Source organism: Desulfosarcina alkanivorans (assembly GCF_009688945.1).
Lineage (GTDB): Bacteria > Desulfobacterota > Desulfobacteria > Desulfobacterales > Desulfosarcinaceae > Desulfosarcina > Desulfosarcina alkanivorans.
This window is the reverse complement of sequence record NZ_AP021874.1, coordinates 6618827-6644243: the sequence shown is the minus strand read 5'-3', so window position 1 is coordinate 6644243 and position 25417 is coordinate 6618827. Positions and strand designations below refer to the sequence as shown.

24 protein-coding genes are annotated in these 25417 nt (G+C 60.6%); 12 read left to right on the top strand and 12 right to left on the bottom strand.

What is annotated here, in order from left to right:
- The first annotated feature begins 30 nt into the window (after window positions 1-30).
- Window positions 31-1299: a DUF4382 domain-containing protein gene (locus tag DSCA_RS28840; protein ID WP_167527999.1), complete on the top strand. Its 1269-nt coding sequence runs from the start codon at window positions 31-33 to the stop codon at window positions 1297-1299.
- A gap of 233 nt (window positions 1300-1532) precedes the next feature.
- Here the strand turns inward: DSCA_RS28840 and DSCA_RS28835 are convergent, their stop codons facing one another.
- Window positions 1533-1673: a hypothetical protein gene (locus DSCA_RS28835; protein WP_155319729.1), complete on the bottom strand. Its 141-nt coding sequence runs from the start codon at window positions 1671-1673 to the stop codon at window positions 1533-1535.
- Between the two features lie 69 nt (window positions 1674-1742).
- Here DSCA_RS28835 and DSCA_RS28830 point away from each other — a divergent pair, with 69 nt between their 5' ends.
- Complete coding sequence (locus DSCA_RS28830; protein ID WP_197904687.1) at window positions 1743-2522, top strand: lytic transglycosylase domain-containing protein; 780 nt, start codon at window positions 1743-1745, stop codon at window positions 2520-2522.
- Between the two features lie 77 nt (window positions 2523-2599).
- Here DSCA_RS28830 and DSCA_RS28825 read toward each other — a convergent pair whose 3' ends face one another.
- From DSCA_RS28825 to DSCA_RS28785, 8 genes are all read right to left on the bottom strand, one after another.
- Window positions 2600-3664, bottom strand: coding sequence for a MerR family transcriptional regulator (locus tag DSCA_RS28825; protein WP_155319728.1), 1065 nt, complete (start codon window positions 3662-3664; stop codon window positions 2600-2602).
- 59 nt (window positions 3665-3723) lie between these two features.
- The gene (locus tag DSCA_RS28820) at window positions 3724-3909 is read right to left on the bottom strand and encodes a hypothetical protein (protein ID WP_155319727.1); all 186 of its coding nucleotides are present in this window, start codon (window positions 3907-3909) and stop codon (window positions 3724-3726) included.
- A gap of 210 nt (window positions 3910-4119) precedes the next feature.
- Entirely contained in the window at window positions 4120-4557 is a 438-nt protein-coding gene (gene aprB, locus DSCA_RS28815) for an adenylyl-sulfate reductase subunit beta (RefSeq protein ID WP_155319726.1), read from the bottom strand.
- A 299-nt stretch (window positions 4558-4856) separates the two neighbouring features.
- Window positions 4857-5339, bottom strand: a complete 483-nt coding sequence (locus DSCA_RS28810; protein WP_155319725.1) for a hypothetical protein — start codon at window positions 5337-5339, stop codon at window positions 4857-4859.
- 48 nt (window positions 5340-5387) lie between these two features.
- Window positions 5388-5849 (bottom strand): thioredoxin-dependent thiol peroxidase, encoded by a 462-nt coding sequence (gene bcp / locus DSCA_RS28805; protein WP_231716310.1) that lies wholly within the window; start codon window positions 5847-5849, stop codon window positions 5388-5390.
- A gap of 325 nt (window positions 5850-6174) precedes the next feature.
- Window positions 6175-8142 carry a putative DNA modification/repair radical SAM protein gene (locus DSCA_RS32075; RefSeq protein WP_167527998.1) on the bottom strand — a complete coding sequence of 656 codons (1968 nt, stop codon included), beginning with the start codon at window positions 8140-8142 and terminating at the stop codon, window positions 6175-6177.
- A gap of 110 nt (window positions 8143-8252) precedes the next feature.
- The gene (locus tag DSCA_RS28790; protein WP_167527997.1) at window positions 8253-8513 is read right to left on the bottom strand and encodes an SDR family NAD(P)-dependent oxidoreductase; all 261 of its coding nucleotides are present in this window, start codon (window positions 8511-8513) and stop codon (window positions 8253-8255) included.
- A complete protein-coding gene (locus tag DSCA_RS28785) occupies window positions 8470-8676 on the bottom strand; it encodes a hypothetical protein (protein WP_155319721.1) in 207 nt (68 codons plus the stop codon). The genes DSCA_RS28790 and DSCA_RS28785 overlap by 44 nt, the downstream gene beginning before the upstream one ends.
- Before the next feature lie 436 nt (window positions 8677-9112).
- On the opposite strand from DSCA_RS28785, the gene DSCA_RS28780 reads away from it, so the two are divergent.
- The 3 genes from DSCA_RS28780 to DSCA_RS28770 all read left to right on the top strand — a co-directional run bounded on the left by DSCA_RS28780 (window position 9113) and on the right by DSCA_RS28770 (window position 12022).
- Complete coding sequence (locus DSCA_RS28780) at window positions 9113-10438, top strand: acyl-CoA dehydrogenase family protein (RefSeq protein WP_155319720.1); 1326 nt, start codon at window positions 9113-9115, stop codon at window positions 10436-10438.
- 235 nt (window positions 10439-10673) lie between these two features.
- Window positions 10674-11057: a DUF2237 family protein gene (locus tag DSCA_RS28775; RefSeq protein ID WP_155319719.1), complete on the top strand. Its 384-nt coding sequence runs from the start codon at window positions 10674-10676 to the stop codon at window positions 11055-11057.
- Between the two features lie 443 nt (window positions 11058-11500).
- Window positions 11501-12022, top strand: a complete 522-nt coding sequence (locus DSCA_RS28770) for a hypothetical protein (RefSeq protein ID WP_155319718.1) — start codon at window positions 11501-11503, stop codon at window positions 12020-12022.
- A gap of 147 nt (window positions 12023-12169) precedes the next feature.
- On the opposite strand, the gene DSCA_RS28765 is transcribed toward DSCA_RS28770, so the two are convergent.
- A complete protein-coding gene (locus DSCA_RS28765; protein WP_155319717.1) occupies window positions 12170-12898 on the bottom strand; it encodes a succinate dehydrogenase iron-sulfur subunit in 729 nt (242 codons plus the stop codon).
- Between the two features lie 16 nt (window positions 12899-12914).
- Complete coding sequence (sdhA, locus tag DSCA_RS28760; RefSeq protein WP_155319716.1) at window positions 12915-14651, bottom strand: succinate dehydrogenase flavoprotein subunit; 1737 nt, start codon at window positions 14649-14651, stop codon at window positions 12915-12917.
- A 432-nt stretch (window positions 14652-15083) separates the two neighbouring features.
- Here sdhA and DSCA_RS28755 point away from each other — a divergent pair, with 432 nt between their 5' ends.
- The 3 genes from DSCA_RS28755 (at window position 15084) to DSCA_RS28745 (ending at window position 17371) form a co-directional block, all read left to right on the top strand.
- Window positions 15084-15485: an SRPBCC family protein gene (locus DSCA_RS28755; RefSeq protein WP_155319715.1), complete on the top strand. Its 402-nt coding sequence runs from the start codon at window positions 15084-15086 to the stop codon at window positions 15483-15485.
- Window positions 15486-15646: 161 nt separating this feature from the next.
- A complete protein-coding gene (locus tag DSCA_RS28750; RefSeq protein ID WP_155319714.1) occupies window positions 15647-16813 on the top strand; it encodes a cryptochrome/photolyase family protein in 1167 nt (388 codons plus the stop codon).
- A 267-nt stretch (window positions 16814-17080) separates the two neighbouring features.
- Window positions 17081-17371: an EF-hand domain-containing protein gene (locus tag DSCA_RS28745; protein WP_155320586.1), complete on the top strand. Its 291-nt coding sequence runs from the start codon at window positions 17081-17083 to the stop codon at window positions 17369-17371.
- A 90-nt stretch (window positions 17372-17461) separates the two neighbouring features.
- On the opposite strand, the gene DSCA_RS28740 is transcribed toward DSCA_RS28745, so the two are convergent.
- Entirely contained in the window at window positions 17462-18415 is a 954-nt protein-coding gene (locus DSCA_RS28740; RefSeq protein WP_155319713.1) for a MerR family transcriptional regulator, read from the bottom strand.
- A 116-nt stretch (window positions 18416-18531) separates the two neighbouring features.
- On the opposite strand from DSCA_RS28740, the gene lon reads away from it, so the two are divergent.
- From lon to DSCA_RS28720, 4 genes are all read left to right on the top strand, one after another.
- A complete protein-coding gene (gene lon / locus DSCA_RS28735; protein WP_155319712.1) occupies window positions 18532-21015 on the top strand; it encodes an endopeptidase La in 2484 nt (827 codons plus the stop codon).
- A 193-nt stretch (window positions 21016-21208) separates the two neighbouring features.
- On the top strand, window positions 21209-23071 hold the full coding sequence (gene ftsH, locus DSCA_RS28730) for an ATP-dependent zinc metalloprotease FtsH (RefSeq protein WP_155319711.1): 1863 nt from the start codon (window positions 21209-21211) through the stop codon (window positions 23069-23071).
- Window positions 23072-23172: 101 nt separating this feature from the next.
- The gene (locus DSCA_RS28725) at window positions 23173-24264 is read left to right on the top strand and encodes a S1C family serine protease (protein ID WP_155319710.1); all 1092 of its coding nucleotides are present in this window, start codon (window positions 23173-23175) and stop codon (window positions 24262-24264) included.
- 23 nt (window positions 24265-24287) lie between these two features.
- A complete protein-coding gene (locus DSCA_RS28720; protein WP_155319709.1) occupies window positions 24288-25301 on the top strand; it encodes a DegV family protein in 1014 nt (337 codons plus the stop codon).
- Window positions 25302-25417: the final 116 nt, after the last annotated feature.

Sequence of the window (25417 nt, the reverse complement as noted above, 5' to 3'; positions counted from 1 at the left end):
CATATTAAACAATCACAAAGGAGAGCGACAATGAAAAAATCCAGAACAACCGCATGCATGATCCTGGGGATACTTATCTTATTCTTGTGGTCCTGCAGCGGCGGATCAGGCAGCGCGTCGACGGAAAGCAGTTCGGGAACATTGAGCCTCACCATGGTGGATGCGCCCGGAGGGTCCTATCAGGCGGTATATGTGACCATCAAGGAAGTTCAGGTCTGCATGCAAACGGGCCTGTGCGACCAGGACGAGGAGGAGGATGATTGTGCGTGTCAATGGAATACCATCGCCGCGCCCGGACAGACCTACAACCTCCTTGAACTGGTCAACGGCGTCATGGCAACGTTGGGGCAAAAGGATCTTGAAGCCGGGACATACAACCAGATGCGACTGCTGCTTGACGATCAGCCGGACGATTTGGCGGAGCACCCATACCCCCAATACCTGATCGACGAGGAAGGCGCAGCGCACGAGATGAAGGTCCCCAGTGGGTACCAGACCGGCATCAAGCTGGTTCATCCCTTCGACATCGTGGCGCGTCTGACCACCGAACTGATCCTGGATTTCGATGTGGCGCGCAGTGTGGTCAAGGCCGGAAACAGTGGCAAATACCTGTTGAAACCGACCATCAAGGTCATCGGCACCCGCAACCGGGCCGTTGTGTCCGGGATGGTGGCCACGGATGGTCTGACAGCGGCCCCCCTGCCCGGTGCAACGGTCACCGCCTGGTATGAAGATGCGGAGGGCAACTGGAACGAGGCCATGAGTTCGCCGACCGGTGAAGACGGCAACTATATGCTCTACCTGGACCTGGGCGGTGATGTTGCGCTGGATGCCAGGGAGTACCGGATCGTGGCCACGGCAGATGGGTTTGCCCCCGGCTGCACCACCCTGACGGTGGAGGCCGACCAGACCTACCCCGATACGGATTTTATCCTTTCACCCACTGGAGTGGTGACAGTAACGGGGACCGTTACCGGGACGGCGCCTGTTGACGATGATGAGGAATCCTTCCCGGAAGAAGCGCCTGTGGTGACCGTCAGCTTCAGCCGTCAGATCGGCGACTGTTTTCCGGTCCCGGTCGAAACCGCCTATGTCCGGACCACCGACGATGAGGACTCATCAGAGACCGTCTACACCCCTGCAGATGGCGCATTCCGGTATACATACGGAATCGAGCTTCCTTCAGGCAGCTATGATGTCACGGCCACCAGCGATGGACTGGCCCCTCAAACAGTGGTCGGTTTTGATGCCGGCGACACGGAAGCGGCGTATACGTTGAACTTCAACTTTTCCGATTAGCCCTTTCAATTTGGGGTAAGCGGTGCCGGGCAGGAACGCCCCGATCCTGCCCGGCACACCTTTTTCCAGAGAGCAACAGCGTTCGATGTCAATTCATGGAAATCAACCCTGCGGAAAACGAAAAGCGGCGTCAACGGCCCCATCACCTTACCACGAAAGAGGTAAGCGTCGCTGACATCCGGAAGAACTGAGCAGCGATAATTTACCACACGCTTCCAGAACTGGCGTCAGCTTCATTGCCCCCGCAAAATGGGTCCGGATTCATAGTCGCAGGCGTCGGGTGTCATGGTTTTGTCTCCTGACCCGGTGGAATTGACGGATGCAGCGATGCCGCCGGCGCGATCATTGCCAAGCCCCCTGTTTTTTCTACCCATTGGGCCTTCCCGGTGCTGGTATGAAAATTGAATCTGACTGCAGGCAATGTCAACAGGAACGGAACGATCATGAAAACCCATATGACCATCGATGCGTATCTGCGAAATGCGGGAATCAAGCCGGCCACCACGGCGGCCCGCAGATCATCCATCCCGGCAAAAACCGGCCCCGATCCGGTTTTTTCAGAGAATCTTGCAGCGGCGATATCGCCTGTTCCAGAGAACGCCGTGGGCTCGACGGGAAAACCAGCCGGGCTGACCCTCTCGGACTATCGACGCCAGGCCGTCCCGCCTGCCACAGCCCGATTCTTCCAGAAATCGACCCTTATGAACGGTTCCCCCCGCCCCGGCGGCCCGAAGGGGTTCGGCGATGCGGTTGCGGCGTCAAGAGGAAAGCACGTCATTTCAGATTCGGCATCCGACGGCGGCGGGGTTGAGGCCGACGCCGGCGGCCCTCCCCAAACGGACAGCCGGGCACTGATCGCCGACAGCATCAAAGACGCGGCCAGAAAATACAACCTTCCGGCCAAACTGATTGAAAGCGTAATACAGGCCGAATCCAGCTTCCGGGTGGATGCCGTGTCACCGGCCGGCGCCCAGGGGCTGATGCAGCTCATGCCGGGGACGGCGAAAGAACTCGGGGTGGACGACCCCTTTGATGTCCGGCAGAATATCGACGGCGGCGCCGGCTATCTGCGGCGGATGATGGATCGCTTCGGCGGGGATGTCAAACTGGCCCTGGCCGCCTACAATGCCGGGCCGGGAACCGTAGAAAAGTACAACGGAAACGTTCCATACCGGGAGACGCAAAACTATATCGAACGGGTTCTCAAAGGGATTTCGGCCTGAGGGTGCCAAAAGAAAGGGATTTTCAGGGCTGTTGAGACGATCGCGCACGGTTTTCGCCCGGAGGCAATCAGGTCGGTTTATTCGAGAAAAGTGACCAGCTCCGCGGCGGTTAAACAGACTTCAGCGCCCGCCGTTTCGATGCTTCGACGATAATAATTGCTGGCCCGGCCGCCGATCACGAGGGGACAGTGACCATTCAGCAGGGTCGACAGCTGGTCGAGCTGGTCATGCATGAAGGTGTCGTCGACGCGGCAGGTGATGCTCAGGGCCAGCAGCTGGGGATCGAGGATCGAGCGGGCGGCGGCAATTTCTTCCACAGGCAGGTTGGCCCCCAGAAAGACCGGTGCCCAGCCGTGATCCTGAACCGTGACGGCCGCCGCCAGTGCGCCCAGATAGCAGTGCTGCCCCGTCGGTGTGGTGATCAGGACACAGGGTTGACCGGTTGTGTCTCCGTTGGAATGATTCAGCATGGCGACCAGCTGTTCATGAATCACGGTGGCAACCAGATGCCCGTGCACGATCCGCATCGAGCCCTCGGACCAGCCACGGCCAACCGCTTCCGCCAGCGGCCTCACGACCGTTTCAAGCATCGCTTGCCTGCTGAAGCCGATGGCGGCCTGTTGCAGTATCCGGCGCAACGCACCGCCGTTGAGCCGCACAACCGCTTCCAGGCAGGCATCGACCATTTCCGTGCATCCACGGGCGGGGATGCCGGAAACCGGTTGGGGGCGGGTGCCGGCAGAAGCAGGCGCCCCGGAATCGGCGACGGCCATCCGGTGGAGTTCGGCCTGCCCCAGTCCGGCAATGTGGGATATGCTCTGGCCCTTCTGGATGACCCGTTTGAGCAGAACGAGGCGATCGATGTCCGATTGGGTGTACAGGCGACGACCGCCGGCTGAGCGTTTCGGTGTCACCGCGCGGTACCGCCGTTCCCATGCTCTGAGCACATGAACGGAGAGCCCCGTACGCAAACTGACAAACCCAATCGGGAAACCAACCGGTTCCTTCATCCGAAAATCCTCCTCGCCCGGATCCGGCATGATGGCCGCGAAAACGGTCAGGCGTGTATGTTGATTGCCATCCAGCGTGACGCCTGCGCCGCTGAGCAGCGCCCTTTCGCGCATGGGTCGGAAACCTCTCATCGACCGGCATCATCGCCCTTAACGGATCACCCGATGCCGGCTGATGGCGGGCGCATCGTCTAGTCTCCGACGAGTTCGGCGATAGCCCGCGCGCATGCATCAACAGCGTCATCCGGTCCGTCCAGATTCACGATGTGATTTTCAAGATCCAAGTCTACGATGGTGCAGCCATGGTTTTCAACTGTCATTTTAAGCAAGTTCAAAAATATGGTTTCGTTCATGATGTCATCGCTTTCGTCTGTCATCGCCGCCAGACGTATCCTGCGGGCAATGGGTCGACATTAAAAAAAGAACTGTGTAAAAAGGGGTGAAATAAAATTCCGGGCCGGACCCTGTCAGGGAACCGGTGAGGTCAAGAGGCCGGGCAATCGGTTTGAAAAGACGGGGGAACACGGGGGGCCGAAGCCCCCCGTGCGCGACTGAAGCAGGACCATCCGGTCAGGCGAAGTCGATCGCTACCCTGCCGTCTTCGGCCGTGGCATTTCATATCCGTCGGCCTCTTCCGTTGACAGCAGGCTGCTCTCGAGATCCTTTCCTTTCAGGTCCGTGTAGGCGTTTGCCATGCCTTCGGGCGTGGTGCGAATGGGGAACTTGAAACGCTTGATGGTCCCGTTGCGAAACTTGCAGGTCCACATGACGTCCTCGGTTCCCATCATGGGCATAATGCTGCTGCCCAGTGGCACGAAGTCGGCGTAACCTCTCACCTCGATCGCTTGCGTCGGGCAGATCTTCACGCACGAAAAACATTCCCAACACTGGTCCGGTTCCTGATTGTAGGCCTTCATTTGATTGGGATCCAGAACCATCAGGTCGTTGGGGCAGATGTACATGCATGCCGTTTTATCTCCGCCTTTGCAACCATCGCATTTTTCAGCGATTACGAAACTCGGCATATAACCTCCTTTCCCGTTCGGGTTGGACATGACGCCGGTCGGGATTGCCGAACCATCCACTGGCAGCGTCATCAGCGGTGCCATGCCCATCATGACACGTTCACAACATAGTGTCGCCGGCCGGGGTGTCAATGTTTTGTATAGGTTTGCGGATCGGACCAAACAGGGATTGGGGCCATTACCACGATTCAAGCAGGCGGACGAATGGCAGAGATGTATAGGTTAGGTTCATATTTTTTATACAGCTGTGATCAGGAGCGATCCTTCGACAGCGGTCAGCACCGGGGGGCTGCCCGGTGTCACTGAAGGCGTCGCCGGTTCAGGTCGTCGAGGGTGATGCGAATCCATCCGCGCCCATCGATGAAGTGCGTATCGGCATCTTCGGGAAAAGCGATCAGGTCGATGGGCGCCGAGCGCCGCATTGGTGAGGTCTGATGGTGGATGCGGGATTCCAGGGGGGCAAACGAGCCGCCCCACACGGCCAGGGCAAAGTGGGTCCGCGGGAAGCGGCGGAGCATGCAACGGAGCTTCTGTGTCCCGATGTGGCCGGCTTCCGCCCAGAATTCGGGGCCCTGCGGGCCGGTTTGGACGAGGTCGGGCTTGTACTTGCAGCCAATGGGCACCTCGACGCGAAGGTGTGGGTATGACGGCAGGAAAAGGGCCCACAGCAATGCTTTCATCACGACGTGACGAAAGCGCTCAACCGGCCTTTTGACCACCACCAGTTTGCGGCCGCCGGCCCGGAAGGTGTACTTCCCGCTGAGCGCCAAATCACTGTCCATGGGAGCCGACCGCGTTCATGCGAAACCGCGGCCTCAGTGCCGGAGCCGTCATGCCAGCCATTTCATCAATGTGGGAACGGTATTCTTGGGACTGATTTTGTATCCGGTGGCGGCAAGGTTGCCGGCTTCGTCGATCAGAAAGGCCGAGCGGACAATGCCCATGAAGGTTTTGCCGTACATTTTCTTCTCGCCCCACACCCCATAGCTCTCGGCGATGCGGTGATCGCCGTCGCTGAGCAGGGGAAATCCCAGCCCGTGCCTGTCGTCGAACTTTTTCTGCTGGGAAATGTCGTCCGGGCTGATACCGACAACAGCCACACCGGCAGCCGCCAGATCGGGCAGTGCGTCCCGCACCGCCTTGGCCTGGGTGGCTCAGCCGGACGTGTTGGCCTTGGGATAAAAAAAGACAAAACACTTGCGCCCCTTGAAATCTTTCAGACTGACGGTGTCGCCGTTCTGATCCACGGCGCTGAATGCCGGAGCCCGGTCCTCTGATTGCAGCTGATTCATCGCGTTACGCCCCTTGTATAATGATTCAAATCAACCAATATAACGCGGATCGGGGTTTTTTCCACCGCAAGGTCGTTCTTTTGCGCCCGCCAGTCACCATGAAGCCCCGTGCTCACCCTTTTTGCAGGGATGAGATGGCCCGCTGCTGCTGGTCCGGACAACCGTCGCAGCAGTGCGGCCCGATCTCCCGGGGGTGTTGCCGTTAAGGCCCGACGGTGCATCGGATGCGGACGGCGACAGTCTGCCGGGGTCCAGCTCGTCACGGGTGGGGGACAGGCCCAAAGACGTGACTCCGGCCGGTCGGCACGGCCATCCCGGCGGCCCTTCAGTTCCGCTTTTCTGTCAAGTACCGCCAGTAGCGGCGCGGCAGTTTACTTGCGTGCAATTTGGGGTTGTTGCGCGCGGTGATGTTCACTGCAGCGTAGTAGCGCTGCCAGAGCCTGCGGCTAAGCCGCTCGTCGGCCCGTTCGCCCGGAGAGGCGGCCTGGATGGCGGCCGGATCCACCTGGACCTGGCGGGTTTGCCGTCGGTCGTAGCAGAGGCCATAGCCCCGGTTCGTATCGACAATCATCCAGCGCTGGTCGGCAAAACGGGATTCAAAGTGGCGGCGAACCAGCGGCAGCACGTCGTAACGGGGCCCCACCAGGGCCAGATAGCCCTCGTCGCTTATTTTTTGAAAGCGAACCAGGCCCTTGATGCGGTGGGCCTCCTGGCGGACCTGCCGGCTGAGCCTGTCGATCCGGATGCTGGCGGAAAGATGAGCATTGGCGGCGAACCCGCGGCGAACCGCGACGGCATCTGCGACCAGCTGATAGATCAGCGTCTCCACGTCGGCATGCCCCGACAGATAGGCATCCAGCAGTTTGCGGCGCCGCCGGACGCCCAGGTGGGTCCTGAGGCCTTTCCACACCCGACCGGCAAGATCCGGGTCGGTGTCGATGGTCGCCGCCTGGTCGAACAGCCCCTTCTGCCCACGGCCCCCGGGCCGGATGGCATCCGGTGCCCGGTTCTTCGCATAGGCCTCGTAAATGGCCGTCAGCAGCCCTTCAAAACTGCCGTCCGTTTCGAATACCAGTCGACGGGCATCGACCAGGACCGCTGACCCGGCGGCTGAGCGGGTCGCCGGCCGGCCACCCGACCATTGCTCCGTTGGAAGGCCGTCACAACGGATGTAGGGACGCGCCCGTGAGACGATGGCACCCAGCTGCCGAAGATGCTCGATTCGAATTCTGCCCTTTTTTCTCAGGCGCACAATGCGGTCGGCCGATTTCAGTCCGATGCCCGGCACCCTGAGAATCATTTCCCGGTCAGCACGGTTGATGTCGACCGGGAACAGCTCGGGATGACGCCGGGCAAAGGCCTGCTTGGGATCGACGCTCAGATCGAGCCAGGGCGACGTGCTGCTGACCACCTCGTCGATTGAAAATCCGTACAGCCGCATCAGCCAGTCGGCCTGGTAGAGCCGGCTTTCCCGCTGCAGCGGGGGACCTTCCAGATCCGGCAGCCGCGCCGGCATATCGGCCACCGGGATGTAGGCCGAATAGTAGACCCGCTTGAGTGACTGCCCCCGGTACAACCGGTCAGCCAGATTCAACACCTCGTAGTCGGATTCCGGGCTGGCACCCACAATCAGCTGGGTGCTCTGGCCCGCCGGAGCGAAGGCCGGCACCCGGCGCAGGCGTTTGCGGTCTTCGCGATTCTCCGCGATATTCTCACGGATGATACCCATGGGGGTCAGCACGGAGGGATAGGTTTTGGACCGGGTCAGGCGCTTCAGGCTGGCCTCGGAAGGCAGCTCGATATTGACGCTCAACCGGTCGGCATGCCGGCCGGCATGCCGGATCAATCGCCGGCTGGCAAAGGGCACGCATTTCAGGTGAACGTATCCGTTGAATCCCTGGCGGCGCAGGTCCTCAACCGTTCGAACCAGCCGCTCCATGGTGTCGTCGGGGCTGCGCATGACGCCCGAACTCAGAAAAAGGCCTTCGATGTAGTTGCGCCGGTAAAAATCGATGGTCAGGCCCACGATTTCACGGGGAGTAAAGGCCGCCCGGGGAATTTCGTTGCTGCAGCGGTTGACGCAATAGGCGCAATCATAGATGCACTGGTTGGTGAAAAGGATCTTCAGCAGCGACACGCAGCGGCCGTCCTCGGTGTAGGTGTGACAGACGCCCGAGGGGGCGGCGTTGCCCAGCCGGCGTCCGCTGTTTTTGCGCCGGCTGCCGCTGGATGCACACGAGACATCGTATTTGGCCGCGTCGGCCAGTATGGTCAGCTTGTCCTCGATGCGCATACCGTTTCCCTATATCCTCGGATCAATGCCAGAGACGAATATAGGCATCGATGGGAGGCGGTGCAATTTCAGCCGGATCAATGGCTTGTGCGCGATACGGCGTGACCGTTTCAGGCCGGCCGGCGGTCGGCAGCCCGGTTTCGATATGCATTCCGCCAGAAGGGGCTGGGAACCAGGCTGCCGGTGGAGCCCACGTTGAGAATTCTCCCTGAAGCCCGTTTGCCCCTTGCCGGCAGCAACCGCTGGGTGAGGCTGGCTACGGCACCCACATGGGGCTGGATCATCTGCAGTTCACGACCCGGGTTGGTTTCTGAAAAATAGCCGCATTCATTGAAGCCGGCATTGTTCACCAGGATGTCGACCCGACGCAAACGCCGGTTGACTTCCTCGATAATCTCCTCCGGCGCCCAGGGTCATCCAGATGCGGTCTGCCCCGGGAATGCGCGGTGTGCGACGGTTGTCGGTGGGGTTGATGTTGACCGTGGCCAGTTCGGATTTGAGGGCATGGCAGCGGCCGGCCAGCCGTCGCTGCATTCGGTATCCAGTCCGCAGGGGGCGGTGACGCCGATGCCGGCATATGCACAACCGGCACCGGATGCACTCTGCGCGATAAGGGCAAACCCGGAACCCATGGCATTGCCGGCAAATACAAGCATCCCGGATACCATTGCAACCGCCATAAACCAACGCGTACACATTTGCGGTTTAAGCACATTGCTTCCTTTTGCGGTTATGGGGTTTTATAAACCCGGCGGGGACTGCAAGATCCGGTCGTCTAAAAACGTCGGGTTGCCCCGAGCCGCCTGAAGTTCCGCCACTTGCATCGCGGCCGCCGCCGTGCCATGGTGGAAGCGATCCCATCACCATGACACACCGCCTGCATGCGGTGCCATCGGGTGCAGGCAACGCACCGACAGGCACCGATCAGTGGTATCGCGGCAGGCCCTAAACTTTTAAAAAGGGGGAACCAATGCTTGATTTTACGCTGACCAAAAAGCAGATCGCCCTTCAGTCAAAAGCCCGCGAGTTTGCGCTGAAAGAAGTCCTTCCAATCGCCTGGTACTATGATGAGAAAGACGAGATGCCGATCTCGGTGCTGCGCAAGGCCTACGATGCCGGGATTATGAACACGGACATCCCTGAGGCATACGGCGGTCAGGGCTTGGGGCTGGTCGAGGGCGCCATCCTGACCGAAGAACTGGCCGCAGCCTGCCCCGGTCTGGCTACGTCGATTTTTGACAATTCACTGGGCATGGAGCCGCTCCTGCTGTCTGACAACGAGGACGCCCGCAAACGGTACCTGCCCCGCATCCTCAACGATTTCAAGAATATCTGTTTTGCCACCTCGGAGCCGACCATGGGGTCGGACGTGGCCGGTATTCGCTGCCGGGCCCGGGCCGATGGCGACGACTTCATCCTCAGCGGCACCAAATACTGGATCACCAATGGTGGCCTTGCCGACTACATATCGGTCTTTGCCACGGTCGATACCGAAACGCAGCACGACGGCATCTGCGCCTTTGTGGTGGAAAAGGACTGGCCCGGCGTACGGGTCGGCCGCCCGATCCCCAAAATGGGGCAGCGATGCTCCAACACGGTGGGCCTGAAATTTGACGATGTCCGGGTTCCCAAGGCCAACGTGCTGGCGCCGCCGGGCAAGGGATTCGTCCTGGCCATGAAAACCTTCGGCCGGACGCGACCCATCATCGGCGCTTTCGGCGTAGGTGCGGCCCGTTCAGCCATGGAATTCGCCATGGACTACGCCAAAAAACGCCGGGCGTTTGGCATGCCCGTCAGCGCTTTCCAGGCCATCCAGTTCAAGATCGCGGACATGTACCAGAAAGTCGAAACGGCGCGCCTGATGACCCTCAAGGCGGCCTGGGAGGCCGACCAGGGCCAGGATCCTACCCTGAATGCCTCCCTGGCCAAATTTTATGGCACGGAAGTGGCCCTGGAAGTGGTCAACGAGGCCCTGCAGATTTTCGGCGGCTATGGCTATACCAAGATGTTCCCTGTCGAGAAGCTGCTGCGCGATGTCCGCCTTCTGCGCATCTACGAAGGGACCAGTGAAGTCCAGCGGGTGATCGTTTCCGGTTACGTGATGAGTGAATACCAGCCGGTCATGCCGGCCCTGGAAGACCTGCCCCTGCACCGGGACGCCGATCCCCATGCCGATCCGCAAACGGGGCCCGTGTGGCGTTGCCGGATGTGCGGCTATGTGCACTACGGGGATGAGGCTCCCGATGAGTGCCCCTATTGCTTTTTCCCGCAATCGGCCTTCAAGAAGGTGGGCTGAGGTACGGCGGCCCCCGCTGATGGCGCCGGTTCGCCTCCGGCTGGTAGTTCTGAACCATCACCAAACGGTCAACCGGCTCATATTGCCGTTGCCGTCAGAGGAACTACCTTCACTCCCTGGAGATGTGACCGGGTGTGCGTGTGAAGAAGTCGCACACCCGGTCAGTAAAACGGGCTGGCCGTAGCATGTCGGCCCGCTCACCAGACTGAAGCTGGAAATGCATCGGGGGCCGACCATGAACAGCCATGAGAAAAATGTACTCAACGAAAAACTGGAAACCTGCAGCCTGCAGCCGCTGACCGGGTTTAATCGCAATGGCGACTGCCGGATTTCTGCGGCCGATCGCGGCAGGCACGGGGTCTGCGCCCAGGTAACCCGCGCGTTTCTTGAATTTACCCGACGCCGCGGAAACGATTTGTACACCCCCGATCGCCTGGGCGGTTTCCCCGGACTGAAACCGGGCGACCGCTGGTGCCTGTGCGAGGACCGCTGGCAGGAGGCCTTCGACCACGGCGTTGCGCCGCCGGTGATTATGGCCGCCACGCACGCACGCGTGCTGGACCGTATTCCCCTGGCCCGGATAGAGACGCACGCCCTGGCGACCCCGACCGACGGGTGAACGACGCCATGACCACCCGTGTCGTCCGCCATACAACCGCGATGCTTCCCTCCGGAGGAATCGGACGCGTTCATGCGGAGCTCAGCGGAAAATCACCGGATCGATGAATGTCCACCTTTGAACGGGTCTTCAAAAATGCCGGTCATTATCGCCCGGATGCACGGCGTCCAGGGGCTGATCGGTTCCCTGGCACGCTTGGGCATTGTCGGAGGTGGGGTGAGCCTGCGGATGCCGGATGCATCCCCAGGCCGGGCAAGTCGGCCCGTTGATATGGCGCTGTGCGTCCTCCGGATTGGGCGCGGCAGGCCGCCGGTGACCTGAAACTGAGGGGGCCGGAGAGTGTTTCCATCTGCCAGCCTCTTGAAAATACTAAAAAAATTCGTATACTAAACGATACAGCCATTTTGTCGCTGTCCGTCACCCAAACAGGAAGGGAGGTCCTCATGGTCGCATTGAAAACCCTCAGCCCCGAAGTGGTTCCATCTGCACTTGAGAAGGCCAAACGATATCGTCTGCTCAACGAACCGGATGAGGCGGAAAGCATCTGCCTGGATATCCTGGCGGTCGATGCCGCCAATCAGGAAGCCCTGGTACTCCTTCTCCTGGCGCTGACCGACAAGTTTGCCGACCACGGTCTCAATCCGGCCTATGAGCAGGGCCGCAAGATCGTGGACAAACTCGACAGCGCCTATTGCAAATCCTATTACACCGGCATTCTTTTCGAGCGGCGGGCCAAGTTTCATCTCAAGCAGGGCGGCCCGGGATCCGGCGCGGTGGCTTACGACTGGTTTGCCAAGGCGATGAAGGCCTATGGCGAGGCCCTGGCCGGCTGCGACCCGGACAACCAGGATGCCGTGCTGCGCTGGAACTCCTGTGCCCGATTCATCAACAACCATCCCGATCTCAAGACGTTTGAGGCCGAGCAGCCTGAAATGCTGCTTGACCCGTTCGACACCCCTCACTGAGAACGGCCGACAGGAAAGGCACCCGGCCTTTCTATTCCCTCGCCGAGTAGGAAGCCGTGTGTCCGCTGCCCGGCGGATTCGTGAATGCCTGCGGAAGTAAAGCGGTCCCCGTAAACATCGGCCCCATATCCTGATGCCCTGAAGGTCCTATTTCTCCGAGGGCGCCTTCTGCTCGTGCGCCTCGAGCATGCGCTTGGTCTGGTTGATCCGCTTGGTAATCAGTATGCCGCGCGGACAGGATCGGGTGCATTGGAAATGATTCTGGCAGGGCCACACCCCGTCGGGCAGGTCCAGGACGGCCAGTCGCTGGTCGAATCCACGATCGCGCGTGTCGGCGTTGAAGCGATAGGCCTGGGCGATGGCCGCCGGTCCGAGAAACGCCGGATTGTCTTCCAGTACGGGGCAGGCCGAATAGCACGAGGCGCACAGGATGCAGTTGGTGGTATCATCGAAACGCATGCGCTCGTCCTGGGACTGGATCCGCTCTTTGGCGTCCACCGGTTCGTCGTTGATCAAAAAGGGCCTGACCGACCTGTATTTTTTGAAAAAGGCGCTCTGATCGACGATCAGGTCCCGCTGCACGGGCAGGTAGCGAAGCGGTTCCACGGTAACGGTGTCGCCGTCTTTTTCGGCCACCTCCCTGATCAGGGTCTTGCAGGCCAGGCCGTCCTTTCCGTTGATGCGCATGGCGTCCGACCCGCAGACGCCGTGGGCGCAGCTTTTGCGGAATCCCAGGCTGCCGTCCTGAAAGCGCTTGACCTGCATCAGTGCGTCCAGCAGCCGCTCGTTGGGGTCGGCCGCCACCGTGTAGGTCTGGTAATAGGGGGCCTTGTCGATGTCGGGGTTGAAGCGTTGTACCTTGAGGGTGATTTCCATGTATGGCTCCTTGGTTTCAATAGGTGCGCGGTTTGGGTTCCCAGACGGAGGTGTCCACCGCTTTGTCGTCCAGACGCACCGAATCGTCTTTCAGATAGGCCAGGGTGTGGGTGAGCCAGTTGTCGTCGTCCCGTTCGGGGAAATCCTCCCGGCTGTGGGCCCCGCGGCTCTCCCGGCGGTTGAGTGCCGAGGCGGCGGTGACCAGTGACAGGTCCAGCAGGTTGCCCAGTTCGATGATTTCCAGCAGATCGGTGTTGAAGGGCCTGCCGGTGTCCTGAACGCGCACGGACCGGTAGCGCTGCCGCAGTTCCTGAATCCGGTCCACGGCGGCCTGCATGTCAGTCGCGTTGCGGTAAATGCCCACGTTCTCCATCATGGTGGTCTGCATGTCGTCCGTGATGTGGCCGCCGTGGGGACCGGATGCGCCGTCGGTCAGCCGACCGATGAAGGCCCGGGCCTCGTCGGCGGCGGCGGTGCCGGGCCGGGGCATGTCGGCCTGGCGCACATAATCGCCGATGTGCCGCCCCGCCCGGCGGCCGAACACCACCAGGTCGAGCAGGCTGTTGGTGCCCAGGCGGTTGGCACCGTGCACCGAGACGCAGGCGCATTCCCCGGCGGCATACAGGCCGTTGACGATGGTGCCGGCACCGTCCATGATCACCCGCCCCTGCACATCCGTGGGGATGCCGCCCATGGCGTAATGGGCCGTGGGCAGCACCGGGATGGGTGCATCGGCCGGATCGATGCCCAGGTAGGTCTTGCAGAAACCGGTGATGTCGGGCAGTTTGCTGCCCAGGGTCTCTTTTCCCAGATGCGTCGCGTCCAGATGGACGTAGTCGTCGATGCGGCGGTCGCCGCGGATCCCCTGCCCGGCCCGCACTTCGGTCAGGATGGAGCGGGCGACGATATCCCGGGGGGCCAGGTCCAGCAATGTTGGCGAGTAGCGCTGCATGAAGCGCTCCCCGTCCCGGTTGCGCAGGATGCCGCCTTCGCCGCGCACCGCCTCGGATATCAGGATGCCCAGCCCCATGATCCCGGTGGGGTGGAACTGGAAGAACTCCATGTCTTCCAGGGGGATCCCGCGCCGGGCGCACACCGCCGGACCGTCACCCGTATTGGCGTAGGCGTTGGAGGTGATCCTGAAGATGCGCCCGAACCCGCCGGTGGCAAACAGGACGGCCTTGGCGGCAAAGACATGCAGGTCGCCGGTGGCCAGTTCCACGGCCACGACCCCCTGGGCGGTGGAGCCGTCCAGGATCAGGTCCACGACCTGGAATTCGTCGAAAAAGGTCACCGCGTTCTTGATGCACTGCTGATAAAGGGTCTGCAGAATCATGTGTCCGGTGCGGTCCGCCGCGTAGCAGGCCCGCCGCACCGGCCCCTCGCCGAAGTTGCGGGTGTGCCCGCCGAACCGGCGCTGGTCGATGCGCCCTTCCGGGGTGCGGTTGAAGGGCAGGCCCCGGTTTTCCAGATCATAGACCGCCTGGACCGCCTCCTCGGCCAGAATGGCGGCGGCCTGCTGATCGACGAGATAATCGCCGCCCTTGACCGTGTCGAAGGCGTGCCATTCGGGTTTGTCCTCCTCCACGTTGCCCAGCGCGGCACTGATCCCGCCCTGGGCCGCACCGGTATGGCTGCGGATGGGGTACAGCTTGGAGAGAACCGCCGTTTTCGATCGCTGACTGGCTTCCAGTGCGGCGTATAGCCCGGCGCCGCCGGACCCGACGATCACCGTGTCGAATTGATGGATCACGAGCACCTCCCTGTCCCTGTGGTTGGAAACGCTGGTTTATTCATATCGGGCAACCGAAAACGGCCGGGCGCCCGATTCATTGAACGGTTGTATCGGCCGGGCAGGAGCACCCGGTCCATACGGCCCCACCCGGAGATTTTTGTGTGAAGAACCTTTTGGACCACGCAATCGGCAGGAATGGGTCGCGCCATGGAGGAAAAACGCATGGACGCGGCGATTGGAGGGGGGTGCCCCGCACGGTGGTGCCGGCCCCCTTCAGACCGCGACATGCTCCCCGGTATTAAACCAACCGGGAAGGGTTCAGACAAGCATTTTTTTATTGACACGCGGCGAAAAGGACATCACGCTTTACGTTCAGCGCCTCACCCGAAGTGGTTCCCACCGCAGCCGACACCGGCGTGCCGATTCGCCTCACCCCCAGAACGGTTGACCATGAGCCCTCCACGTGGGTTTTCCAAACGACTCGACGCAGCCGGCGGGCACGTGTGGCGGCTGATCACGGACACAAGAAGCTGGCCACACTGGGGGCCGTCTGTAAGGGCGGTCGATTGCGGTGATCGTTTCATCCATGCCGGATCTTCGGGGCGCATCCTCACCCCGATCGGCATATGGGTACCCTTCTCGGCGGAGACATTCGACCCCGGGCGTTACTGGGACTGGCGGGTAGGCGGTCTGGCTGCCACCGGCCACCGTGTGGCCCCTATTGGACCGAATCGATGCCGGCTGACCTTCACCGTGCCGGCCTGGGCTTTCGGATACGGTCTCGTCTGCCGCCTGGCGCTGAACCGCATTGACCGGTGGCTGGCGCAGGCCGGCAACCGGTATGGCGGATAGAGGGGGGCTGCGGTCGCCTGGGCCGTCGACCTGCCAACCCGATCGATGCACTCCGTTCGCGCCCTCCAGGCCGCCAAAGATTGACACGCCAGGCATCAAACCGGTTCCCCTGGCCGGCAGTTGAACTCCCATTGCCGCCGGGCATTTCAGGCAGAACACCCATGAAAAAAGGCACAACCCTTCGATTGATCCTCGGCGACCAGCTCAACGCACAGCACAGGTGGTTCCGGAAGGTTCGAAAAGATACCATCTATCGGTTGATGCGTAAACGTTACGATATCCTCATGGAGGATGGCAGACCCGCGGGGGGCAAGTGGAATTACGACCACAGCAATCGCAGGCGCTACGATAGCGCTGTGCCGCTTCCCGAGCCAGCCGTTTTCGACAACGATGTGTCCGATATTGTCGCCATGATCGATCGTTGCGGGGTGCCCACCTTCGGCGACATTGACGCCAGGGGGTTCATCTGGCCCGTGACCCGCGACCAGGCCCTGCATCAGCTGTCAACCTTCATCGACCATCGGCTGCCCCACTTCGGCACGTATCAGGATGCCATGACTGCCGGCAGCTGGTGCCTGTTTCATTCGCTGCTCTCTTTTGGGCTGAACACCAAAATGCTTCATCCCATGGAGGTGATCCAGGCGGCAATCGCCCGTTCACAGGCGACTTCGGGCGTGACCGTGAGCATCGAACAGCTGGAGGGCTTCGTTCGCCAGATACTCGGCTGGCGCGAGTACATGCGCGGTATCTACTGGTCTCACATGCCCGCCTACGCAGCGATGAACCATTTCGGCCACACGGCCGGCCTGCCGGATTTTTACTGGACTGCGGACACGCGCATGAACTGCATGCGAAAAGCCATATCCCAATCGCTCACGCATGCCTATGCCCACCACATTCAGCGATTGATGATCACCGGCAATTTCGCCCTCCTGGCGGGTGTCCATCCCGATCGCGTCGACAACTGGTATCTGGGCGTCTATATCGATGCCGTTCAGTGGGTGGAGATCGTCAACACCCGCGGAATGAGCCAGTTCGCGGACGGCTGTATCGTGGCGACCAAACCCTACGTCTCTTCGGCCAACGATATCCACAAGATGAGCGACTACTGTGAGGACTGCCATTACCTGTGGCGCAAACCGACGGGTGACAGATCCTGCCCATTCAACAGCCTCTATTGGGCGTTTATCCACCGCCATCGACAAAAACTCGCCGGCAATCCGCGCGTGGCAATGATGGTTCGGACCTGGAACCGGATGAAAGACGACAGGCGGCAGGAACTGCTGGCCCAGGCCGAAACCTATCGGGCCGTGCTGAACGACCTGTGAGCCGCGGCTGAATCGCGACCTGCCGCCGGGATTGACGTTACCGGGGCGGATCCGGACGACGCGTTGCGGAGAGGTTCCCCGGAAGACCCCCGAATCGGTTCCCAGTTCGCTCACCATCCCCGCCGCAACAGGGCCTTGCTCCGGCAGGCAGGGGGAATGCGCTCGCGATTGCGGTCCTTTCCATCCCCCTTGACAGCGCAGAATCAAAGTTTAACATTTGTTTAATGTTAAACAAGCAACGCTCCGAAATGGAGCCGGGAGGTCCATATGCATTTGAAAACGCTGGCATCGACGCTGGCCATCTTGGCCTTGACCCTGCCGCCACTCGCTCTTGCCGGACACCATTACGGCGGTCATGGAAACATGGATATGGTCTGGGATATGGCGGCATTGGACACGGACGGCAACGGCCGGTTGACCTTCGCCGAGTTCATCGCGCCCAACATGGAAAAATGGCGCTCCGGTTTTGACATGATCGACACGAACGGTGACGGCGACCTCGGCGTCGACGAATGGAATGCGTTTCTGGAAGTGCACAGCATGAAATCGGGCCAGTAGCCCGCAGGGCCGTCAGCATGTCGTCCTGCTGACGGCCATCTCCTTCCCCGCGTTCCCGCCGGGCACCGCCCCGCCCGCCGCGCGGCTGCATCACGCCTTGGTCAACAATTCGAGTTTATCCCTGAATTCGCCCAGATCGGCACCCGACACCGCATTGATTTGGGCGATGGTCCGGCGGACGGTGCCGGCCCCCGGCCCGCCGATAAAGATCGATGGCTCGCTGCCGACCAAACGACGGAGTTTTTTCAGCTCACCACTCAGACGGTGATCGTTCAGCAGGTGACACAGGCTCAGGGCCAGGGCCCTGGCCCTGAATTTTTTGACCGCATAGGCGATCTCCTCAGCCGGAAGGTTGGGGCCGAAGTAATAGACGCGCCAGCCCGATTCAGATGCCGCCAGCGCCGAAGCCAGGGCTCCCAGTTCATGCCAGTGGCCCACAGGTGTGGCCACGACGATCCGGGGGGCCGCCTCTGCGACGTGAACGCTGCGCAGCATGTCCCACAAAATAGTACGGACAACGACCGAGGCCATGTGTTCGTTGATGGTCTTCAGTCGACCAAGCCGCCAGAGTTCACCGACACGCTCAAAAAGGGGCAGCACCACCATCTGCAGAAAGTATTGCCGGGGCATGTCGACTGCCGCACCTTCCAGCACGCACTCCAGCGCCGACGGGTCCAGTCGAATGATATGCGACAGGGCTTGTTCGACCAATTGTGCGGCCGTTGCGCCCTCGTCCAACCCACCGGATTCAGTGCCGCCTTCGATGGCGCCGCCGGAAGCGGCCAGAGCGGCCCCCCTTTCCAGCAGGCGGGTGAGTTCATCACGGCTCATTTTGGCGACTGCGGAAATGGGATGCCCGTCGTCCACCGCTTGTTTGAGCAATCCCAGCCGTTCGATATCGCTATCGCTGAAACATCGGCGATTGCCGTCGGATCGCCGTGGGCAGATGGCCTGATAGCGGGATTCCCAACTCCGGATCAGATAGGGTTTCAGGCCTGTTTTCGAGGCAACGTATTTGATGGTGTAGGAAGGTTTCATGTCCATGGATGAATGATAAAAAAAACGTTTGCCAATGTCAAGATTATGTTTAACATTTGTTTAAATTAATCCAAAAACCAACGCCCCCACCCAAACGCTGAGGTGCTATGATGAAACCAGACATGAACAACGACAATGACCGATACGAAGACGATGGCATTGGAGTGAAAACCGACGGCCAGGAGGTCATTCCCATTCTGCCGCTTCGCAGCATGGTGGCGTTCCCGCAGATGAGTGTGCCGTTTATGATCTCCTTCAGTTCGGCATCCATGATTGACGATGCCATGAAAGCGGACCGGACCGTTGGACTGCTGACGGTCAAGGACCCGGCGGTCGAGCATCCCGTACCGGGCCAACTGCATGAAGTGGGAACCATTGCCAAAATTCTGCATGCCAAGAAAAATGAAGAGGGCGTCATGGTCGCCTTGCTGAATGGCATCCGCAGGTTCAAGGTGTCCACCTGGCAAACCGATGGCCCGCACCTCAAGGCAAGTGTACTTCACGCCCCGGAAATCGTGGAAACGGGCATTGAACTGGAGGCGCTGCAACGCCAGTTGCGGGACGCTGTATCCGAGGTGCTGGCGTTGACCCCCAATTCCTCGGAGGATGCGGCTGGGACCATCACGCGCATCAGCGATCCGCTCCAGCTGGCATACGTGACGACGTTCAACATGAATCTGACCACGGAGTCACGCCAGGAATTGCTCGAGATCGACAGTGTGTCCCAGAAAATTCGTGTGCTCCTTTCGCATTTGTCCCACGAAAAAGAAATGCTCACCATCGGAAAAAAAATCCAGTCCGAAGTTCAGGAAAAAATGAGCAAAACGCAGAGGAATTATTTTTTGAGGCAGCAGCTCAAGGCCATCCGAAAGGAGCTGGGCGAAACCGACGCCCCCCCGTCGGAGCCGGATAATTACGCCGAGCGCATCGAAGGCTCAGACATGCCCGATGAAGCACGCAAAGAGGCGGTCCGCGAACTGGAACGCATGCAGCAAATGACTCCCCAGTCCGCCGAATATCCGATCGTCAAGACCTATCTTGACTGGCTGATCGATCTGCCCTGGGGCCAGGTGAGCGATGACAGTGGAAATATCCCCGACGCACGACGCATTATGGATGAGGACCATTTTGGCCTGGAGGAAATCAAAGAGCGCCTGATCGAATATATCGCCGTGAGGCGTCTCGTCAATCGCCGGGAAGAGATGCCGAACGAGGCAGACGAGCGCACCGCCCTGGGCGTCATTTTGTGTCTGGTCGGTCCTCCGGGCGTCGGCAAAACCAGTTTGGGCCGCAGCGTGGCCCGCGCCATGGGTCGAAAATTCACCCGCATGAGCCTGGGGGGTGTCAGGGATGAGGCCGAGATCCGCGGCCATCGTCGTACCTATATCGGAGCGATGCCCGGACGGATCATCCAGTCGGTCAAGCGCGCCGGTACCCGCAATCCGGTTTTTATGCTCGACGAAATCGACAAGATCGGTCAGGACTGGCGCGGCGACCCCAGCAGTGCCCTGCTTGAAGTCCTGGACCCGGCGCAAAACCGTACCTTTCGTGACCACTACCTGGATGTGGATTTCGATCTCAGCGAGATCATTTTTATCGCTACGGCCAATAGTCTGGACACCATACCGGGCCCGCTGAGAGACCGCATGGAAATCATCCGGATCGATGGCTATACGTCGCTCGAAAAGCTTCAGATTGCGCGACGGCACCTGATCCCCCGTCAGCTCAGGTCGCATCGCCTCGACAATGACGAGGTCACCTTTGTGGAGGATGCCGTCCTGAAAATCATCCACGACTATACCCGCGAGGCCGGCGTTCGCAATCTCGAAAGACACGTCGCCGCCATCTGCCGGAAAGGCATCGTGGCACTGAGCGAAAAGGGCTGGTCGCATGTGGTGGTCACGGAACAGATGGTTCGTGATTGCCTGAAAAAAGAGCGCTTCGAGGCCGAACGGTCGGAGGCCTTCAATACACCGGGCATCGCCAAGGGGTTGGCGGTCACGTCGGTCGGGGGCGATATTCTTTACATCGAGGCAACCCGCATGCCGGGCAAGGGACGGTTGTCCCTGACGGGCCAGCTGGGCAGCGTGATGAAAGAAAGTGCCGAAATTGCGCTCAGCTACGTGCGCACGAAGGCAGATCAGCTGGGCATCGATCCGGTCGCCTTCGAACAGTCGGATGTGCATCTGCACGTCCCGGCAGGCGCCCTGCCCAAAGACGGCCCCTCGGCAGGCGTGGCCATGGTCATGACCCTGGCCAGCCTGTTCAGCGGCAAGCCGGTGCGCAGCGATGTCGGCATAACCGGTGAAATAACGCTTCGCGGCCGGGTGCTTCCGGTTGGCGGCATCAAGATGAAAGTGCTGGCAGCCCATCGGGCCGGACTGAAAACGGTGATCCTTCCCCGGCGGAACGCATCCGACGTGGAAGACCTGCCCGAAGAGGTCCGCAGCGAACTGACCGTTGTGACCGTGGACCACATCGATGAGGCCATTGCCGGGGGATTCGCCGACCAGCCTGGCGGCAGTGCGTCAGATCGCGGCAATTCCGCGGCAGACACCGGTGGCGGCAATGAATGTGATACGGACCTGACGCCCATGGCCTGCTGAGCCAATTGCTGCAGGCGGCGTGCTTGTGCCGGTTACTCGGAAAAGGGTGACCGGCTGTCGACCGATGCAGGGTATCACCATGCCGCGACGCCTTTTCCAACGAGCTGCGCCGCGACACCATCGGTTTGCCGACGGAATGATTTTTTTGACATGCTTACGGACAGGCCACGACGCATGGCCCGAAGGGGGCAATATGAAAAAACAACATCGATTCTCCATCTGGTACGCGATTATCGGCATGTGGGCTGTTTTGCTTCTGCACAACCTGATTGCTTCAACTCTGGCCGTGAAGAACATCCCTTACAGCGACTTCGTCAAAGCGGTCAAGGAGGGCAAGGTCTCTGAAATCGCCATTTCCGAAAATGAAATTCAAGGCCGCATGCTGATCTCGAAGGACGGGGCGGAGTCAAACACGCTTTTCAGGACGGTCCGGGTGGATCCCGAAATTTCCCAGCTGATGGATGAGAACGATGTCAAGTACTCCGGAAGACGCGAGACCCACTTTTGGGGAACACTCTTCTCCTGGCTGATACCGGTTGGCATCTTTTTCGGTATCTGGGTCCTGATGATGCGCCGTTTCCGGCAGCAGGCCGGATTTATGACCGTCGGGAAGAGCAAGGCCAAGATATACGTCGATGACGACGTCTCGGTCCGGTTCGATGACGCGGCCGGTGTTGACGAAGCCAAACAGGAATTGGAGGAAATCATCAATTTCCTGAAAGAGCCGCAACGCTACACGCGTCTGGGCGGGCAGATCCCGCGGGGCACACTGCTTGTCGGCCCGCCGGGTACCGGTAAAACGCTGCTGGCAAAGGCGGTGGCCGGAGAAAGCGGTGTGCCGTTTTTCAGCCTCAGCGGCTCCGAGTTCGTCGAAATGTTTGTGGGCCTGGGAGCGGCCAGGGTCCGCGACCTCTTCAAGCAGGCCAAAGAGAAAGCACCGTGTATCATCTTCATCGACGAGTTGGATGCGCTGGGAAAGGCCCGTGGCGTCGGTATGGCCGGGGGTCACGATGAGCGGGAGCAGACCCTGAACCAGCTGCTCGTGGAACTGGACGGATTCGATGCCAATGTTGGCGTCATTCTGATGGCGGCCACCAACCGCCCTGAGATATTGGACCCGGCGCTGATGCGGCCCGGCCGGTTCGATCGCCAGGTGCTCGTCGACCGCCCGGACAAAACCGGACGGGTGGACATCCTCAGGATCTATCTGGAGAAGATCGAAACCGGGACGGATATCGATCCGGAGAAAATCGCGGCGATGACCGCGGGTATGGTCGGCGCAGATCTGGCCAACCTGGTCAATGAAGCGGCCCTGCTGGCCGTCAGGCGCGACAGGGCATGTGTCGGCATGGCCGAAGTGGAAGAGGCGGTTGAGCGCGTGGTGGCCGGGCTGGAAAAGAAAAACCGGCTGATCAATCCGGCGGAGAAAGAGATCGTCGCCTACCATGAACTGGGGCATGCGCTGGTCGCCATGGCATTGCCCGGAACCGACCCGGTCCGGAAGATATCGATTATTCCCCGGGGCATTGCCGCTCTGGGTTACACCATGCAGGTGCCGACCGAAGACCGATTCCTGATGCGCAAGACCGAACTGAACAACCGCATCGCGACCCTGTTGGGCGGAAGAGCGGCAGAGGCGCTCATCTTTAACGACATCTCAACCGGTGCCCAGGACGATCTCTCCCGCGCCACCGGCATTGCACGCTCCATGGTCAAAGAGTATGGCATGAGCGAACGCATGGGGCAGGTTTACTTTGCCCACAATCAGCAACCGAATTTCCTGGGCGGAATGGGTGATGCCGGCGGTCAATACAGCGATGAAACCGCCAAAACCATCGATGAGGAAGTCAGGCGCATCGTCGACGAACAATATGATGTGGCCTTCCACATTCTGACGGCCAACCGGGCGCTTCTGGTTGAAACGGTCGGCCGGCTGCTTGCCGATGAAGTCATCGAAGGAGATGCGCTGACCCGGTTGGCCGGGGCGGTGACCCCCGCCGCAATCCCGGAGGATCGCCCCGGACCTGAGGCCACGCAAGCGGAAAAGGCGGCCTGACATTGACAGGACGCCCGTTTGACCGGTATCAAGCGTTCAGGCTTATGCGAAACGCCTGGTTTTCTGCCCTGCAACAACCCGGGAAATCGGAGCCATCAACCATGCAACGAGTGAACCGCACCACCGTCTTCACCATCATTGCCCTGGCCGTAGCAGCAGGTTTTTTCTTTTGGAACCGCTTCGCCGATGAAAAGCAGCGCATCGCCAGCCACACCCGCGAAATCACGCCGCGCGGGAGCCTGGCGGACATCGAAAAAACGACCATCTCCATTTTCAACGCGTCGGCACCGTCCGTGGTCTACATCTTCACCGAAAATGCGGTGGCCGGATTCTTCGGCACGCGTGAGGTCCGCCAGGGAGCGGGTTCAGGCTTTCTGTGGGATAACAATGGGCATGTGGTGACCAATTTCCACGTCATCGAGGGCGCCCGGCGCGTCCAGGTACGCCTCGAGAGCGGCGAGGCCATCGACGCCACTTATGTCGGCGGCGCTCCCGATTACGACCTGGCGGTCATCCGGTTGCGGCGGCCCCTTTCCACCATTCAGCCGATTCCTGTGGGGACATCCGACAACCTGCAGGTGGGACAGAGCGTCCTGGCCATCGGCAATCCTTTCGGCCTCTCACGCACACTGACCACCGGCGTGATCAGCGCCCTCGATCGCCGGCTGCCCACAGCCACCGGACGCGACGTGGTCGGGGTGATTCAAACCGACGCGGCCATCAACCCGGGTAACTCCGGGGGGCCGCTGATTGATTCGAGTGGCCGCCTGATCGGCGTTAACACCGCTATTATCTCCGGCTCCGGCAGTTCGGCCGGAATCGGATTCGCCGTTCCAGTGGACGTGGTCAACCGGGTGGTGCCGCAACTCATCGCCAAGGGCAAGTTCCCCCGGCCCGGTATCGGAATCGTTGTGCTGGATGAGGAAGCCGCCGCCGGTCTCGGTGTGGTCGGTGTGGTAATCGACCGGGTGATTCCCGATTCGGAAGCCCAACGCGCCGGGCTGGAGGGAATCGATTACCGCAGGCGAATCCTTGGAGATACCATTGTCGCCGTGGAGGGAAAGCCGGTCGCCAACATGGCCGATTTCGCTCAATTCCTGCAGGCCTTCGAGATAGGCAGGCGCATCACCCTCCAGGTGCGGCGGGGGGATGCGGTTCGCGATGTGGCGGTTACGATCATGGACATATCCTGAATCCGGCCCGGGCGGGAGTCACGATGCAGGTGCGACAGCATACCCCGGCCGCAGATGAGCCGTTCAACCAACCTGGTGGTAGAGAAGCAACCGATCCCATTAGAGAAATTGATGGTCGATGGCTGTACTACATGTTCCTGGCCGGCACCCGGAATGTGGTTGCCGACCGGAAACACCTGAACCGGATCAACGTCTTTCCCGTCAAAGACGGTGACACCGGTGCCAACATGGCGTTTACCCTGGGCGCGGTCGTCGCGTCGGTCAGGCCCGAGCGGCCCTACAAACAGATGCTGGATCGGATTGCCGAAACGGCCCTGACGAACGCGCGCGGCAATTCAGGCATGATCTTCGCCCAGTTCCTCTTCGGTGTGAGCAGCGAAACCGGCGAGAGGGCCAGTGTGTCGATTGAGCCGTTTACGGCCAGCGTCAAAAATGCGGTGCGATACATCTACCAGGCTGTGGCCGACCCGATGGAGGGGACCTTGTTGACCATCGTCAGGGCCTGGGCCGACTTCATCGATGCCAAGCAGCACCGGATCGACGATTTTGGCCAGCTGTTTGTCGAATCGAAGGCCATCCTCGAAAAGGTGCTGGCCGAGACCCCGCTCCAACTGGACGTTCTGGCCGGGGCCAACGTGGTCGTGGACGACACGCGCATCCTGGTAAGCGTCAGCACCTTGAAATACATGGTCCGGGGGGGACGCGTCTCGCCGCTGAAAGGCCTGCTGGCCAATCTGCTCAACCTCAAGCCGATCGTGTCGATCGATACCGACGGGAATTCGATGGTGTTTGGCAAACCCTTCAGCCAGAAGGCCAACATGAAAAAGGTCATGGCCCACATCCACCGGACCAGTCGGGACCGGGCCATCTGGAACTGTATCGTTCTGCATGCCAACAACCGGCCGGCGGCCGACTGGTATACACGCCAGATGACGGCCCTCACCGCCGCCTCCCCGGTGGCCCGGGTCAACATCTCACCGGTCATCGGCGCCAGTGCCGGATTGGGGGCCGCCTCCGTGGCCTTCATGTTCGGTTGATCCCTGATCCGCAGAAAGGCCGTCGCCCGGCACGTCCTGAAGGGGGATGTCTTCGGAGTCATAATGGTTTTTATCGCCTGTGCGCCAGCGTCGGTGTCGACCGGCCGACGGTCATC